Source organism: Streptomyces pallidus (ex Mingjun et al. 2026) (assembly GCF_051550185.1).
Lineage (GTDB): Bacteria > Actinomycetota > Actinomycetes > Streptomycetales > Streptomycetaceae > Streptomyces.
This window is the reverse complement of sequence record NZ_CP196181.1, coordinates 511,484-525,843: the sequence shown is the minus strand read 5'-3', so window position 1 is coordinate 525,843 and position 14,360 is coordinate 511,484. Positions and strand designations below refer to the sequence as shown.

The following is a 14,360-nucleotide window of genomic DNA, read 5'->3' as shown; positions in this document are numbered from 1 at the left end:
GGTTTCCGCATGGATGACAACGTGATATCGGGTGCCGTGGTCAAGGACGCCGCCCGTCGCCTCTTGCCGGAGCTGGGTGCCGCGGGGCTCTCCCCGGACGCCGTGGCCGGCGACGGCGGCTTCGCCCGTACCGCCGTGGAGGCCGTCTTCCCGCACCGGGACGACCTGTTGACCGCCCTGGTCATCGACGCCTACGACACCTCCGGTGCGGCGATGGAGCAGGCCGACCGGGCCGCAGCAGACGCCGGCGCGTCGGCGGGTGCCCGCCTCCTCGCGGTCACGCGTGCACTGCGGGCGTGGTCCTTCGCGCATCCGGGCGAGTTCACGCTGATCTACGGTTCGCCCGTGCCGGGCTACCACGCCCCGCCGGACACGGTCCTGCCCGCCTCCCGCACCCCCGCGGTGCTCGCCGGGATCGTCAGGGCCGCGCTGGAGGCGGGCGAGCTCACCCCGCCCCGGCGGGCGCTGCGCGGAACGCCGCTGCTCCTGCCGGCGGCGGTCGAGCTCTTCGGCGGTGTGCCCGAGGCCCCGTTCTCGGACGTCATCGAGCGGGGCATCGTCCTGTGGAGCAATCTGATCGGGCTCCTGGTGTTCCAGGTCTTCAGCCGCACCCACGACAGCGTGAAGGACGAGGCCGCGTTCTTCGACTACGCCGTCGCCGTGGCGGCCGAGAGCATCGGACTGGAGGTCCCCCTGGACGGCGACACCACCGACTGAGCCTTCCGGCCCGCGACAATTCGCATGCATTCCCACCGTTCCGACCGGCATCATCGCGGGATGATCGGCAATCGGATCACCCATCGCACGGCGGACGGCGTCCGCATACCCGGCACCTGGCGGCACGCCTTCATCTGCAACGGCGGCTCCTACTTCCTCACGGACCTGTTCATCTACGCGGACGGCCTCGTCGACTGCTGGGAGCTCGTCACCCTGGAGGAGTTCGAGGAGAAGCTCCGCACCGGGTGGGTGGCCACCAGCCTTCCCGAGGGCGGCCGCGCGTCCGCCCACCACCTGGCCGCGTGGAGGTTCGGCGAGCCGCAGACCTGGCTGACGCCCGAGCTGCTGCTCGCCGAGGTCCGCGACACGATCGACGAGCTGAACGGCCGCCCCGACTCGACCGGCCGCTGCCTCGCCGCCGTGGACGTCTTCCTCGCCGACCGGACGGAGGCGAACCGCGCCGCGGCCCGGGCCGCCTACCTGGCCGTACCCGAGACGGTGCGCCGCTACGCGCTCGGCGACATGGACCGCAAGGACCGCCCGCTCCGCGTCCTCGTGGCCGGTCCGGGCGGACGGATGCCGGGCGCGGCCGACGGGCGGGTGACGCAGGCGGAGTACGAGGACGCCCTCGCCTACTTCGAGGAGCGCGGCCGGTGGATCGCCGAAGCCCCGAAGCGGGTGCCTGCGGACGGCGCGGCGAAGCCGTTCGCTCCCGCGGTGAAGCTGTACCACTCGTACCCGCAGCGTGCGTTGGAGGAACCGGACAAGCGCGCCTTGCGCCACGACTACCCGGCCGCGGTCACCGTGGACGGCACCACCCACCCTTCGGCGGCGCACGCGTACTGGGCCCTGTCCGTCGCCGCGCCCGCGGACCGCGCCCGCGTCACGGCAGCGGAGTCGGGTGCCCAGGCCCGCACCCTCGCGGCCGGAGCGGCGCGCCGCGACGGCTGGGAGCAGGTCCGGACGGCGGTCATGGCCCGGCTGCTGCGCGCCAAGTACGAACAGCACCCCGACCTCGCCGCGGTCCTCCTCGCCACCGGCGACGCGACGGTGCTCTACGACGACGCGGACTCGGACTTCTGGGGGGACAACGGCGGCCGCGGCCGGAACTGGTCGGGCCGCCTGCTGGAGCTCGTCCGCTCCGAACTCCAGGCCCACCGGGCCGGTCCCTCAGGGGCCGACGAAGCCCGGGCGTAGCAGGCCGGGTCGGGCCGCGCCGGTTCGTGCCAGGGATTCGAGGCCGGGGTCGTCGGTCGCGCGGAACACGGCCGCCGCCGTGTTGAGGACGAAGACCGCCTGCTCGGAGCGGCCCGGACCGCGCAGTTCCCCGTCCCGGCCGGTGAAGCCGGGGCGGCCGCGGCTGCGCGTTCGGGAAGGCGCCGCCCGAGTAGCACCCGTCACCTGACGGACTGCCCCGTCGCCGATGGACCTGCGGGACCGGCCCGGGTTGTGATCGGCGTGCGCGCCCGGCCGCAACGAAGCGGCCGGGGGCCTCGTACTACCTTCGGAGGAGAACGTGCCGACGCACACCAACAGCCCTACGGTGACCGTCTGGTCCGACATCGGCTGCCCGTGGGCGAGCCTCGCCCTGCACACCCTGAACGACGCGGTCGACCGGCGGCAGCTGGACCTGCAGATAGACCACCGGGCCTTCCCGCTGGAGCTGTTCAACAGCGAGCCCACCCCGAAGTTCATCGTCGACCCGGAGATCGTGACCATCGCCGCGAACCGCCCCGAGCTGGGATGGCGGCTGTGGAGCGGCCGGCCCGAGACCTACCCCGTGACCACCCTGCCCGCCCTGGAGGCGGTGCAGGCCGCCAAGGACCCGGCGATCGGCGGGCTGCGCGGCAGCGACGAGCTGGACCGCGCGCTGCGCACGGCGTTCTACGTCGACAGCAAGTGCATCAGCCTCCACTCGGTGATCCTCGAACTCGCCGAGGGGTGCGAGCACGTGGACGCCGAGGCCCTGGCGGCCGCCCTGGCTCGCGGGAGCGGCCGTGCCGAGGTGTACGAGCAGTGGCGGATCGCCCAGGGCCCGGGCATCCAGGGCAGCCCGCACCTGTTCGCCGCGGACGGTTACGCCAGCCACAACCCCGGCGCCACCTTCACCTGGACCCGCTCCCCGTACGAGGGCGGCTTCCCGAGGCTGGACGCGTACAGCACCGACTGGGCCGACGAACTCCTCGACGCCCTGTACGCGGACGCGGACGTGAACGCGGACGCCACCGCAGCCGCCCGCTAGCTGTATTGCCCTGTGAGGTTGGGGACGCGGCTGGAGGGTGGCTTGCCTTCGAGTGCGGTGTGTCCGCGGTGGTGATTGTAGGAGTGCAGCCACTGCGGGAATGCCTCGCGCCGTTCGGTCTCTGACCGGTAAGGGCGGGCGTAGGCCCACTCGTCGAGGAGGGTGCGGTTGAAGCGTTCGACCTTGCCGTTGGTCTGGGGCCGGTAGGGCCGGGTTCGCTTGTGGGCGATCCCGGCCGCGGCCAGGGTGTCCCGCCAGGTGTGGGAGCGGTAGCAGGAGCCGTTGTCGGTCAGGACCCGTTCGACGGTGATCCCGGCGTCGGCGAAGAATGCCTGTGCGCGGGTCCAGAACGCGGTGGCGGTCTCCTTGGTCTCGTCGGCCAGGATCTCGCTGTAGGCCAGGCGGGAGTGGTCGTCGACGGCGGTGTGGAGGTAGCTGTAGCCGAGGTTGGGGCGGCCGTGGGCGGTGCGGGGCCGGGCGGGGTCCCGGTGTGCCGAGCTGTTGCGGCCGCCGCGGGCACGGCCGAGGGTTCTGTGTCCGCCGCCGTCGGGGATGTTGCCGAGCTTCTTGATGTCCACATGGACCAGTTCCCCGGGCCGCTCGCGTTCGTAGCGGCGTATGGGCCGGCCGGTGGCCCGGTCCAGGTGCGCCAGGCGGGCCAGGCCGAACCGGGCCAGGACCCGGTGGACGGTCGAGGGCACCAGCCCCAGCAGATACGCGATGCGGGCCGGGCCCCACCGGCGGGCGAGACGGACCTTGATGATCCGGCGCTCGGTGCGGGTCGGCGTGCGGCGAGGGCTGTGCAAGGGGCGGGAGGACCGGTCTGCCATGCCGGCCTCACCCAGGGCCCGGTAGCGGACCGCCCACCGCTGGGCCGTGGTCGGCGAGACCCTGAAACGCTCGGCTGCCCTCCGCAAGGGCCAGCCGTCCTCGACGACGCAGCGGGCCAGGCGCAGACGACCGGTCTCGGTCAGGGGTGCATTACGGTGGGGCATGAGGGCCTTCTGTCGTTCGGTGGAGATGTCGCAATCCACACCGAACCCGGAAGGCCCTCACCCGTTCAAGATGCTCCAACCGAGACCTGCATCACCTGTACACAACCTCCCCGGACAGAACAGCTAGCCGCGGCGGACCTTCGGCGCCCCCGTCTCCCTCCGGCGCGCGCAGCCCGGGGGATGGGGGGACGGCGTCGTCGTCGGGGCGGCGTAGCCGAGGAGGCCCTCCCTCGTGTACGGGCCCTCGCAACCCGGGTCGCGGGTCAGCAGCGAGTGCTCGGCCGCCGTGCACTCGTCGAGCCGGACCGTGCCGGGCGCGGGGTGGCGCAGCACCTTCCACACCGCCCGCAGTGGTGTGGCCGCGGCTGTGCTCCCAGGTCCGCAAGCAGCCCTCGGCACCCTGCATCAGTTCGTCCTCGCACGTCCTGACCGCCGGAGACCCGGGTGTCCTCGATCCAGCCGGCAGGAGCCCGTAGTGGGTGCCGCCGCGGTCCGTGCCGACTTCCCAGACCCCGGCTGCGGTGACCTGCCGGTCCAGGACCGATCCGCCGTCGGGGCTGCGGAACGGGTACCGCACGGGGTTCCCGGACGCGGCCCGGGGGCCGGGGAAGCCAGGCGAAGGCAGTCCCGGAGGGCGGCCGCTGACCCCGCCCCCGCGCGTCGTTCGCGGGGCCGATCAGCAGGGCCGCCAGCGCCAGCACCAGGCCCGCCAGGAGGTACCGGCTCCGCCTGGTCGCGGAAGCTCTGAAGTTGCTCAACCCGGGCTTGGGGGCGCCACCGCCCGGGGCATCGTGCCCCTACGACCGGAACGGAGAGAAACGGGGGTCGAGCGATGGAAGTCGTACTGACCATGGCAGTGGTCATCGTCGTGGTGGTCTTCCAGGTGCTGCGCGGGGGCGGGAGGTCGAAGCGGCGTAAGGGCCTGTGGGGTGGCGGCGACTCCTGCGGCGGCGGATCCTCCTGCGGTTCGTCCTGCGGCGGGGGCGGGGGAGGCGGCGGAGACTGACCTCCGCCCTCGCCCGCCGGCCGTTACTGCGATATCGTATTATCCGAAATCGTGAGTTCTGAATCGATGCCCGCCGAGCAGTCGGTGCTCCTGGCCCTGCAGCGCGCCACCCACGCCACGCTGCACCTGATCACCACCGAACTGGCCCACCTCGAACTGACCGCGGCCGAGATCAACGCCCTGGCCAACCTGGCCGACGGCCACGGTCGGACCGTCTCCCGGCTCGGGGCCGCCGTGGGCAGCCGGCCCACCACGCTCACCAGTGTGCTGGACCGGCTGGAGCGGCGCGGACACATCACCCGCGGCAAGCAGGCGGGGGACCGCCGCTCCGTACGCATCGAACTCACCGCGTCCGGGCGCGCGGCAGCCGCCGAGATCAGCCGAACCCTCGCCGATCTCGAAGGCCGCGCGCTGCACGGCCTGCCCGCCGGGGCCGTGGCCGGCTTCCACGCCGTGCTGGACGCGCTGATCGAGAAGGGACCGGGATCATGACCACCGAGACGCAGCAGGTGCACGAGGACCCGTCACCGTTCGCGGAACTCATGGCAGAGGTCATGGCCACCGCCGAACACTTCGGGCACCGCCAGCACGTCCAGCTGACCTGGCTGGCCGTCCGACGCCACGGAACCGGCGCAGCGGTGGACCTGGTCAGCGACGGTATCCGGCGCACCGCCCGTTACGCGGGCGCCCCGCAGAAGTACAACGCCACCGTCAGCCGCGCCTGGGTGGAGCTGGTGGGCCACCACGCAGACGGAACGGACACCGCCGACTTCGACGCGTTCGCCCACCGGCACCCGGCGCTGCTCGACAAGAAGCTGCTGACCCGCTACTACCACCCCGCCACCCTGGCCGGCACCCGGGCCAGGACCGGCTGGGTCGAACCCGACCGCAGCCCGTTCCCCTGGCAGCACGCCGGCGCCTGAGTCCCGGACCGGCCGGTCACCGCCCGAGGTCCCGGGGGGCCGCGGTGTCGGGGGTCCGCACGCGCAGCCGGCCGGCAGCGGCCCGTGCGTCCAGGCGCCGCTGCTCCGCCGAGGCCCAGGTCGCGACGCGCCGGGGGTCCAGCGGGGTGCCGTGGCCGACGTACAGCCGGGTCGGCTTGAGCGCGAGCATCTCGCGCAGGCTGGCGAGGTTCTGCTGCGGGTCGTCGTGGAAGGGCGGATTGGCGGGACGGCCGGGGATCAGACCCATGAAGGAGTTCGCGACGAGGTCGCCGGCGACCAGGTCTCCGTCGTCGGTGAGGACGGAGATCGAGCCGGCGGTGTGGCCGGGCGTGGGCATGATGCGGCCGTCGATCCCGAAGTCGTGCAGGCTCGTCTCCCCGCGGACCAGGACCTCGGGTTCGAAGGGTTCGGCGGTGGCGTGCAGCTTCGGGTTGCGGTCCATCAGTCGGCCCATCGGGCCGGTCGGCAGCAGGGGTTCGCGGGCGCGGCCACTGCGGAACGTCTGCACGTCGGCGGCGTGGCCGGCGACGGGCGCTCCGGTCAGGCGGGCCAGTTCGGCGGCGGAACCGAAGTGGTCGATGTGCCCGTGGGTGATCACGATCAGCGCGATGTCGGCGGGGTCGACGCCGTGGCGGGCCACGGCGTCGCGGATCAGGGCGCCGCTGCCCGGCGTGCCCGCGTCGACGATGACCGGCCGGCGGCCCAGCAGCAGGTAGGCGTTGACGGCGTGCTTGCCCAGGACGGGGATCGCGACGACCTTGGTGCGGGACATGGGGTTCTCCTCGGTGTGTGCGCGTGGTGGGACGGCAGCGCGGAGCGACCCACCGCCCGGCGAACCGTGGCGGTGCGGTGAGGACGCGCTGCGAAGGCTCAGAAGGCCCGGGCGGCGGGAGGCGCGCAGACGGCGGGCCCGGCAGGGGCCGCAGGCGTGTCGGGTGCGCCGGGGGTCTCGGTCGGCGCGTCGGGTGAGCGGAACCGGCGCCGGTATTCGGCCGGGGTGGTCCCCAGCCGCTTGCGGAAGACGCGGTGCAGGGTCTCCACCGAGCCCAGCCCGGTCCGGGCGGCGACCTCCGGCAGCCCGCGGTCGCTCTCCTCCAGCAGACGTCGCGCCGCCTCCAGCCGTACCGCCTCCAGGTACGCGGCCGGCGTCCGCCCCGTGCGGCGGCGGAACAGCCGCCCGAAGTGCCGCACGCTCAGGTGCAGCCGGTCGGCGAGCACCGGCACGGGAAGGTCCTCGGCCAGGTGCTCCTGGATCCAGGCGCGCAGCTCGTCGACGCGGTCGTCGTCGGCCGAAGCCTGCACGGACAGCGGAACGCTGAACTGACTCTGCCCGCCCGCCCGTTTGACGTACATCACCATGGCGCGGGCCACCTCCACGGCCAGTGCCTGACCGTGGTCCTCCGCGACCATGGCGAGCGCCAGGTCCAGCACGGCCGTGACCCCGGCACACGTCCACACCCGCCCCGCCCGTACGAAGATCGGGTCGGGGTCGACCGCGACCGCGGGATGCGCCGCGGCGAGCTGATCGGCCGTCAACCAGTGCGTGGTCGCGGGCAGGCCGTCCAGCATCCCCGTGGAGGCCAGCAGGTGCGCGCCGGCGCACATCCCGGCGACACGACGCGCCCCCGGAGCGGTGCGGGCGAGCCAGTCCGCCACGACCGGGTCCACCACCGCCGCGATCCGTCCCTCCGACTGCTCCATCGCACCCGCCACCAGCAGCGTGTCCACCCCGTCGCCGACGTCGTCCAACGCCACGTCGGCCACCAGGCGCACCCCGCCGGAGGTGCGCAGTTCCCCGGCGGCCGCGGCCGCGATCTCCACCCGGTACCCGGGCCCGGTGGGCGCCAGCAGGCGCGACGCGACGGAGAACACCTCGGCGGGCCCGGTCACGTCCAGCAACTCGACGCCCGGGAAAGCTGCGATGACGACTCTGCGCGTTTCGGCCATGCCACGATCCTCATCCCGGAGCAGGCCCGTCCGCAACGACCCGTTCCTGTCAGAAACGGCCATGCCCGGGCCGTGGCCGCGGGCGGGTGCGCGTCGACCACGACCCCCCGCAGCCGGGAGCATCGCGGCCGTCCCTGGACCGCACCGTGTACGTCGGACCCACGCGCTCCGGAAACGCTGATCCACGAGCTGGAAACCCGCCGCGACCGGGCACGCCTGGTCGCCTCCCCCTCGAACGGCGTCGTGCCGGCGCAGCCGCTGCCCGCACTCGATCCGGCGGCGACGGCCGGCCGGCACGCGGCGGCATCGCGGGTCGAGCGGCCGCCCTGGTGGGCTGGACCGAGGACCGCGCCGTCTCGTCCGAGTGGGGGGAGCGCCGCCGGGTCCGACCGCGCGCCCAGGACGTCAGTGGCCGGCGGCGGCTTTGACGAGCGCGACCGCGGTGCCGATCGCCGCGTCGATGCCCCCGGCCACCAGGGCGGCGAGGGTGCCGCTGCCCATCCGGACGCCGCCGTAGCAGCCCCAGGCGAAGAGGGTGCCCACGTTCACCGCTGCGGCCGTCGCCAGGGCGGTGTCCAGCGCCATCACCCCGAGCGCCGAGACGCCGATCAGGAGGAGCGGGCCCACCGCGGACAGCAGGAGCGGGCTGCTGACGAACAGCAGCGAGCGCAGCTCCCGTCCGGTGGCGAGGGTTCCGTGCACGACGCGGTGCGCCTGCTGGTCGGCGGTGAGGGCGGCGAGCCACAGGCCCACCGAGGCGGTGACGACGGTCAGTGCCGCGTCCGCCGCGTCCACGTGGCCGCCGGCGCCGAGGCCGATGACCACGGAGATCATCGTGATCGTCGCGTACAGCCGTTCTTTCAGCCGGGCCGCGGTCTCCTCGACGGTCATCTCCTCTTCGGTCACGTCCACACCGTAGGGCTTCGGCCCGCGCGGGCGCCGGAGCGAGGCCTGGTGGTGGCGACGCGCCGCCTCACGCGCCCTCGCGCTCTTCCTGCTCGCCGCCGGCGCGTCGACGGCGCAGACGGGACGTGAGGCGCCGGCTGCGCCGGGTACGGGTGTGGCGGTCGAGCTCTTCCAGCAGGCGCTCGGAGCGCTTGTCCACGCCCAACTCGTCGAGCACCCGGTCGATCTCGGCGAGCAGCGCCCCCTGGAGCTGCCACTGGGCCGGGTCCTCCCCGATCCGGGCCAGGAGGAGGCGGGCGAGCCGGTCCCGGCTCGCCCGGGCCACGTCGAGCTCCCCGGTCAGCCGGGCCTCGGCCTCCTCCGCGTTGGCGCTGACCTGGGCCGTGATGAGCTGGGCGAAGCTCTCCACCGCCGTGGCCGTGTGCCCGAGCACCTCCCGCAGTGCGCCCCGGACCTCGGCCGTGAACAGCGGGCTGTCGGGGCGGGCCTTGGCCAGGTCGGTCAGCGTACGGCAGGCCACGCGCAGGACGACCGCGCAGATCTCCAACGTGTCCAGGCCCGTGCGCAGCACCAGCCGGAAGAGCAGGCCCTCCTTGACCCGCGGGTTGAGCCGGAGGCTGTCCTCGGCCTGCCGGAGGGCGGCGTCCACCTGTGCGATGTCGTTGTCGAGCCGGCGCGCCTCGTGGAGGCGGGCCGCAGCCTGCTCCACCTTGGCCGGGCCGAGCGGTTCCTCGCCGATGTGGCCCAGCAGCCGGCTCATGCGCGCCGCGAGGTCGGTGATCGCTTCGCTGGCCGGGCCGACCCAGACCGGCGGGGCGACGAGCAGGTTGACCAGCATTCCGACGGCTGCTCCGATCAGCGTCTCCAGGACCCGGTCCCACGCGGTGTCCGCGACCTGGGTGACGCCGAGGACCAGCATGGCGCTGATCGCGACCTCGGGGACGAACTCGTCCACCCGGACCAGATGGCCCACGAGCAGCGACGCCAGGATGACCAGGCCCAGGCTCCACCAGGTGAGTCCGACCAGCGCGCTGAAGCCGATGGCGATCAGGACGCCGGCGACCACGGAGTTCACCCTCCGGATGCCGGTGGTCAGGGTGGAGTAGAGGGTGACCTGGACGACGAGCAGCGCGGTCAGCGGTGCGGTGAGCGGGGCCGGCTCGCTGCTCAGCCGTAGCGCGATCACGTAGCTGATGACGGCTGCCCCGGTGGAACGCAGGGCCTGGACGGCGACCGGCTCGCGACGGCGGTCGGCGATACGGGTGAGGGTGCTGATCATTTCCGGCATACCTGCGCGCATTCCCCCACGGGCGCCCGGTGACGCAGTCGCCGCCGTTTTCCCCTCCTCGGAGGGGGGTCAGGCCGTTCGGCTGCCCGGGACGGCGGTACGCAGGGCCGTGCCGCAGGCGTCCGGGTCCGCGGTCGCGCCGCCCGTCAGCAGCAGGATCGTGTCCACGAGCTCCTCGGCCGGCGAACCGGTGGCCAGCCGCCTCAGCTGCTGTCCGAAGACCAGCGCCACGACGGCACCGGCCAGGCGCTGCGGGTCCGGCAGGCCGAGCCGTTCCAGGACGCCGCAGGCGAGCCGGTCGTACGCGGCGAAGCACTCGGCCGCGGCGGCCCGGAGCCGTTCGTCGCGCCCCGCCTGGATGTACAGCTCGAACGGCGCGATGTGCCGGCTGTCGAAGGCGGTCCCTCCCGCGACCGTCGCCACCAGCTCGGCCGCGCCCTCGGCGTCGAGGCCGTCCGCGGTGGCGCAGTTCTCGGCCAGTTCGGTGAGGCGCCGGGTCTCCTGGGCCACGAAGTGCAGCAGGCTTTCGCGGAGCAGTTCGTGCTGGGTGGCGAAGTGGTAGGTGACGGAGCCCAGCGACACCTGTGCTTCCTTCGCGATTCGCCGGTTGCTCAGCGCGGCGATGCCCTCGTCGCCGATGATGCGAAGGACGGCATCGATGATGCCCTGGCGGGTGTCGGCTGCCTTCTCCATGCCCGCAATGGTCGCACCCGGGCGATCTCGCCCGACGGGCCGGGTGCCAACTCGGGAACGGCGCGCGGGTATCGGCCCGCCCATGGCATGGACACGTCGGATACCCCTCCTCTATGGTCCAGTTCGTTCGAACGAACAACGGAGAGGGTGGTACGGATGCGTGTCAACGGATCGACGGTTCTGCTGACCGGGGCCACCGGCGGACTCGGGACGGCACTCGCCGGAGCGCTGGCCGCGAAGGGCGCGAGCCTGGTCCTCACCGGGCGCAGGGAGGACGCCCTGAAGGCCGTCGCGGACCGGTTCGGCGCGCGCGCCGTCGTCGCGGACCTCGCCGACCCGTCCGACGTGGAGCGCCTCGCGCAGGAGTGCGCCGATGTCGACGTGCTCGTCGCGAACGCGGCGCTGCCGTCCAGCGGGGACGTGCTGGAGTACACCCCCGACCAGGTCGAACGGGCCCTCGCCGTCAACCTGCACGCACCGGTGCTGCTGGCGCGCCTGCTCGCCCCCCGCATGCTGAAGGCGGGCCGGGGCCACATCGCCTTCGTCGGATCCATCTCCGGCAAGGCGGCCAGCAAGTCCTCCTCGCTCTACAACGCGACGAAGTTCGGCCTGCGCGGCTTCGCCCTCGCCTTCCGCCAGGACCTGCGCGGCACGGGCGTGGGCGTGTCCCTCGTCCAGCCCGGGTTCGTGCGCGAGGCCGGCATGTTCGCCGCGACGGGCGCCAGGCCCCCGGCCGGCATGCGCACGGTCTCCCCGGCTCAGGTGTCCGCCGGCGTGATCCGCGCCGTGGAGCGGAACCTGTGCGAGCTGAACGTGGCGCCGGGGGAGTTGAAGCTGCTCAGTGCCATCGCCGGGCAGTTCCCCGGATTCGCCGAGAAGGTACAGGGCCGGATGGGTGTCGAGCGCACCATGGCGGTCATGGTCAGCGCCCAACGCGACACCCGCTGACGTACCCGCACCCACCCGCGCCCCCGCCCACCCCGCACGCCCCCCCCTTGCCCCGCAGCCCCGCCCCCCGACACCGGAAAAGGGAAAGGCGACCCGATGGACGACCTGGACGACCTGGACGGCTTGGTCCCGCGCCCCGTTGCACGCCACGACCACCGGTCCCGCGTCGGACGCCGGGACCTCCTGCGCCTCGGCACACTCCTCGCCGCCGGCGGCCTCGCCGCGACGGTTCCCGCTGACCTCGCACGGGCCGACATGGTCCCGCGGGGCAACCGCGGAGCGACCACCACCTACGACGGCCACTCCCCGTTCGGCTTCGACCAGTGGGCGTCCGTCGACTTCGAGGTCCCGGAGGGCGTCCGGCGCATCTCCGTCTCCGCGGCGTTCGACGCCGCGGACGGCGTCCTCGACCTCGGCATGTTCGGCCCGACCGGCTTCCGCGGCTGGTCGGGTGGGGCGCGCCGCGAGTTCACCCTCTCCGGCTCGGACGCCACCCCTGGCTACGTCCCCGGCCCCGTCCAGGCCGGCAGGTGGTCGGTCGCCCTCGGCCCGATCGTGAACACGCCCGGCGGCATGGACTGGCAGATCACCGTCACGCTGGAGTACGGCGAGCAGCTGCCGGAGCTCCCGTACGACGACCTGCCCGCGGCGGTGCCCGGGCGCGGCCGCGGCTGGTACCGCGGGGACCTCCACCTCCACACCGTCCACTCCGACGGCCGCCGCACGGTGGACCAGCTCGTCGACGCCGCCCGCGCCGCCCGGATGGACTTCATCGCCACATCGGACCACAACACCAGCTCCACCGGGGTCTCCTGGCGCGGGAACGTCCCCACGGACCTGCTCGTCCTCAACGCCGAGGAGGTCACCACCAGGCACGGCCACTGGCTGGCGGTCGGCCTGCCCCAGGGCGAGTGGGTGGACTGGCACTACGCGCCCGCCGACGGCGGGGTGCTCGACCGGCACGTCCGGCGCGTCCACGGCCTCGGCGGGTTGGCCGTCGCCGCCCACCCCATGACCCCGGGACCCGGCGCGCTCTGGGAGTTCGGGCTCGACCGCGTCGACGCGCTGGAGGTGTGGAACGGGCCGTGGACGCTGGACGACGCGGCCGACATCGCCGTCTGGCACACCATGCTCTGCCTGGGCAAGCGCATCGCGGGCCTCGGCAACAGCGACGCCCACAGTCCGAGCGACGTCGTCGGGCAGCCGCACAACGTCGTCAACGCCGCCAGCCTGTCCCGCGCCGACGTCCTGGACGCCCTGCGCAGGGGCAGGTCGTACGCCGCCGAACACGCCGGCGTGACCGTGGACTTCACCGCCCGGGCCCACGGCGCGACGGCCGGCCCGGGGGAGGAGCTGCCGCTGTCCCTGTTCGACGCCGTCGACGTCACGGTGGACGTGTCAGGAGCCCCGGACGCCGTCATCACGCTCCACACCGAGTGGGGCATCATGGCCGCGACCAGGACCGGCAGCGACGGAACGGGCCGGCTGCACTGGCGCGGCTGGGGCAAGGCCTCCCTCTTCGCCCGCGCCGAAGTCCGGCGCCTGGAACCCGCCTCGACGACCCTCGACCAGATGGTGGCGGTCACCAACCCCGTCTGGTTCCACACCGCGAGCCTGCCCCCGTACGCCGTCGAGCAGCGCACCCTCTGCGTGACGCAACAGGCGCCCGACGGCTCGTGGAGCAGCGTGCGGCCGCTGCCCGGTGCGCAGAACGCGCCGTCGTCCAACGGGGTCGGCACCGCCGTCGCCGGCCTGCCCGACGGCTCGCTCCCGACGCTGGGCCTCGGCACCGACAACAGCCTGTGGCTGACCACCCGCAAGAGGGCGAACGCGGTGAGCCCCTGGCAGCGGCTCACCGGGCCCGACGGCCAGAGCGGGTTCACCGTCCTCGACGCCGCGATAGCCGGGTTCCCGGACGGTACCGGCCAGATCGTGGCGGTCGGCACGGACGGCACGCTGTACCACCAGCGGTGCGGCCCCGGCGGCGCCCCGACCCGCTTCCGGGCCGTGCCCGGTGGCTCCCCGACCGGCCGCTGGGGCGCGACGAGGGCGGCGATCGCCGCCATGCCCGACGGGTCCGCGCAGCTCGTCGCCTACGGCACCGACGGAGCCATGCAGCACTGCATCCGGCGCGCCGACGGGACCTGGACGGGGTGGGGGCGTCTCGCCGGGGCCGGCGGAGCACCCACGTTCTCGGGTCAGGCCCTCGCGATCACCGGGCTGCCGGACGGGTCCGCCCAGGTGCTCGCCATCGGCCTCGACGGCACGGTCCACCACCAGGTGCGCCGCCCGGACGGCACGTGGACCGGCTTCCGGCCCCTGCGCGGAGTCACCACGCCCACCATGGGGGCCAGCGACGTCGACATCGCGGGCATGCCCGACGGCTCGGCCCGGGTCGTCGCGGTCGGCCGCGACGGCAACGTCTGGCACGACACCCGGAGGCCGGACGGCTCCTGGGCCGGCTTCGTGCAGGTCCCCGGCCCGAACGGCCGCGACGCGTTCCGGGCCGGGCAGGTCCGCATCACCGCCCTGCGCGACGGGACGGCCCACGTCGCGGCCATCAGCGCGGGCTGAGGGGCTCCCTCCCCCGACGCCGCGTCGGCCCCAGTGGGCGTCTTGCGCCGGTTCGTCGGCGTGTGCGGCACGGATGCGGGCCCCCGCAACCGTAGGTTTC

Annotated in this window: 16 protein-coding genes; 8 read left to right on the top strand and 8 right to left on the bottom strand. The window is 73.8% G+C overall.

Annotated elements, in window-relative coordinates:
* Positions 1–9 precede the first annotated feature (9 nt).
* Complete coding sequence (locus tag ACSHWO_RS02645) at positions 10–717, top strand: TetR-like C-terminal domain-containing protein (RefSeq protein ID WP_438309884.1); 708 nt, start codon at positions 10–12, stop codon at positions 715–717.
* Between the two features lie 60 nt (positions 718–777).
* Positions 778–1,914 (top strand): NADAR family protein, encoded by a 1,137-nt coding sequence (locus tag ACSHWO_RS02640; RefSeq protein ID WP_438309883.1) that lies wholly within the window; start codon positions 778–780, stop codon positions 1,912–1,914.
* On the opposite strand, the gene ACSHWO_RS02635 is transcribed toward ACSHWO_RS02640, so the two are convergent.
* Positions 1,888–2,118: a hypothetical protein gene (locus ACSHWO_RS02635; RefSeq protein ID WP_438309882.1), complete on the bottom strand. Its 231-nt coding sequence runs from the start codon at positions 2,116–2,118 to the stop codon at positions 1,888–1,890. The two genes, ACSHWO_RS02640 and ACSHWO_RS02635, sit on opposite strands and share 27 nt — an antisense overlap.
* A gap of 115 nt (positions 2,119–2,233) precedes the next feature.
* Here ACSHWO_RS02635 and ACSHWO_RS02630 point away from each other — a divergent pair, with 115 nt between their 5' ends.
* Positions 2,234–2,959 (top strand): DsbA family oxidoreductase, encoded by a 726-nt coding sequence (locus tag ACSHWO_RS02630; protein ID WP_385839511.1) that lies wholly within the window; start codon positions 2,234–2,236, stop codon positions 2,957–2,959.
* Here ACSHWO_RS02630 and ACSHWO_RS02625 read toward each other — a convergent pair.
* On the bottom strand, positions 2,956–3,954 hold the full coding sequence (locus ACSHWO_RS02625) for an IS481 family transposase (RefSeq protein ID WP_438309881.1): 999 nt from the start codon (positions 3,952–3,954) through the stop codon (positions 2,956–2,958). The genes ACSHWO_RS02630 and ACSHWO_RS02625 overlap by 4 nt on opposite strands.
* A gap of 123 nt (positions 3,955–4,077) precedes the next feature.
* On the bottom strand, positions 4,078–4,287 hold the full coding sequence (locus ACSHWO_RS02620; protein WP_438309880.1) for a hypothetical protein: 210 nt from the start codon (positions 4,285–4,287) through the stop codon (positions 4,078–4,080).
* A 499-nt stretch (positions 4,288–4,786) separates the two neighbouring features.
* On the opposite strand from ACSHWO_RS02620, the gene ACSHWO_RS02615 reads away from it, so the two are divergent.
* The 3 genes from ACSHWO_RS02615 to ACSHWO_RS02605 are packed head-to-tail and all read left to right on the top strand — an operon-like array spanning position 4,787 to position 5,883.
* Positions 4,787–4,960 (top strand): hypothetical protein, encoded by a 174-nt coding sequence (locus ACSHWO_RS02615; RefSeq protein WP_438309879.1) that lies wholly within the window; start codon positions 4,787–4,789, stop codon positions 4,958–4,960.
* 51 nt (positions 4,961–5,011) lie between these two features.
* Entirely contained in the window at positions 5,012–5,452 is a 441-nt protein-coding gene (locus ACSHWO_RS02610; RefSeq protein WP_438309878.1) for a MarR family winged helix-turn-helix transcriptional regulator, read from the top strand.
* A complete protein-coding gene (locus ACSHWO_RS02605) occupies positions 5,449–5,883 on the top strand; it encodes a hypothetical protein (protein ID WP_438309877.1) in 435 nt (144 codons plus the stop codon). Before ACSHWO_RS02610 ends, ACSHWO_RS02605 begins: the two co-directional genes overlap by 4 nt.
* A gap of 16 nt (positions 5,884–5,899) precedes the next feature.
* Here ACSHWO_RS02605 and ACSHWO_RS02600 read toward each other — a convergent pair whose 3' ends face one another.
* The 5 genes from ACSHWO_RS02600 to ACSHWO_RS02580 form a co-directional block, all read right to left on the bottom strand.
* Complete coding sequence (locus ACSHWO_RS02600) at positions 5,900–6,676, bottom strand: MBL fold metallo-hydrolase (RefSeq protein WP_438309876.1); 777 nt, start codon at positions 6,674–6,676, stop codon at positions 5,900–5,902.
* A gap of 98 nt (positions 6,677–6,774) precedes the next feature.
* Complete coding sequence (locus tag ACSHWO_RS02595) at positions 6,775–7,851, bottom strand: GlxA family transcriptional regulator (RefSeq protein WP_438309875.1); 1,077 nt, start codon at positions 7,849–7,851, stop codon at positions 6,775–6,777.
* Between the two features lie 405 nt (positions 7,852–8,256).
* A complete protein-coding gene (locus tag ACSHWO_RS02590) occupies positions 8,257–8,757 on the bottom strand; it encodes a hypothetical protein (RefSeq protein WP_385839518.1) in 501 nt (166 codons plus the stop codon).
* A 67-nt stretch (positions 8,758–8,824) separates the two neighbouring features.
* On the bottom strand, positions 8,825–10,045 hold the full coding sequence (locus ACSHWO_RS02585) for an FUSC family protein (protein WP_438309874.1): 1,221 nt from the start codon (positions 10,043–10,045) through the stop codon (positions 8,825–8,827).
* Between the two features lie 69 nt (positions 10,046–10,114).
* Positions 10,115–10,738 carry a TetR/AcrR family transcriptional regulator gene (locus tag ACSHWO_RS02580; protein WP_385839520.1) on the bottom strand — a complete coding sequence of 208 codons (624 nt, stop codon included), beginning with the start codon at positions 10,736–10,738 and terminating at the stop codon, positions 10,115–10,117.
* A 156-nt stretch (positions 10,739–10,894) separates the two neighbouring features.
* Here ACSHWO_RS02580 and ACSHWO_RS02575 point away from each other — a divergent pair, with 156 nt between their 5' ends.
* Together ACSHWO_RS02575 and ACSHWO_RS02570 are read left to right on the top strand one after the other, a co-directional pair.
* Positions 10,895–11,686: an SDR family NAD(P)-dependent oxidoreductase gene (locus ACSHWO_RS02575; protein WP_438309873.1), complete on the top strand. Its 792-nt coding sequence runs from the start codon at positions 10,895–10,897 to the stop codon at positions 11,684–11,686.
* A gap of 96 nt (positions 11,687–11,782) precedes the next feature.
* Entirely contained in the window at positions 11,783–14,260 is a 2,478-nt protein-coding gene (locus tag ACSHWO_RS02570) for a CehA/McbA family metallohydrolase (RefSeq protein ID WP_438309872.1), read from the top strand.
* Positions 14,261–14,360: the final 100 nt, after the last annotated feature.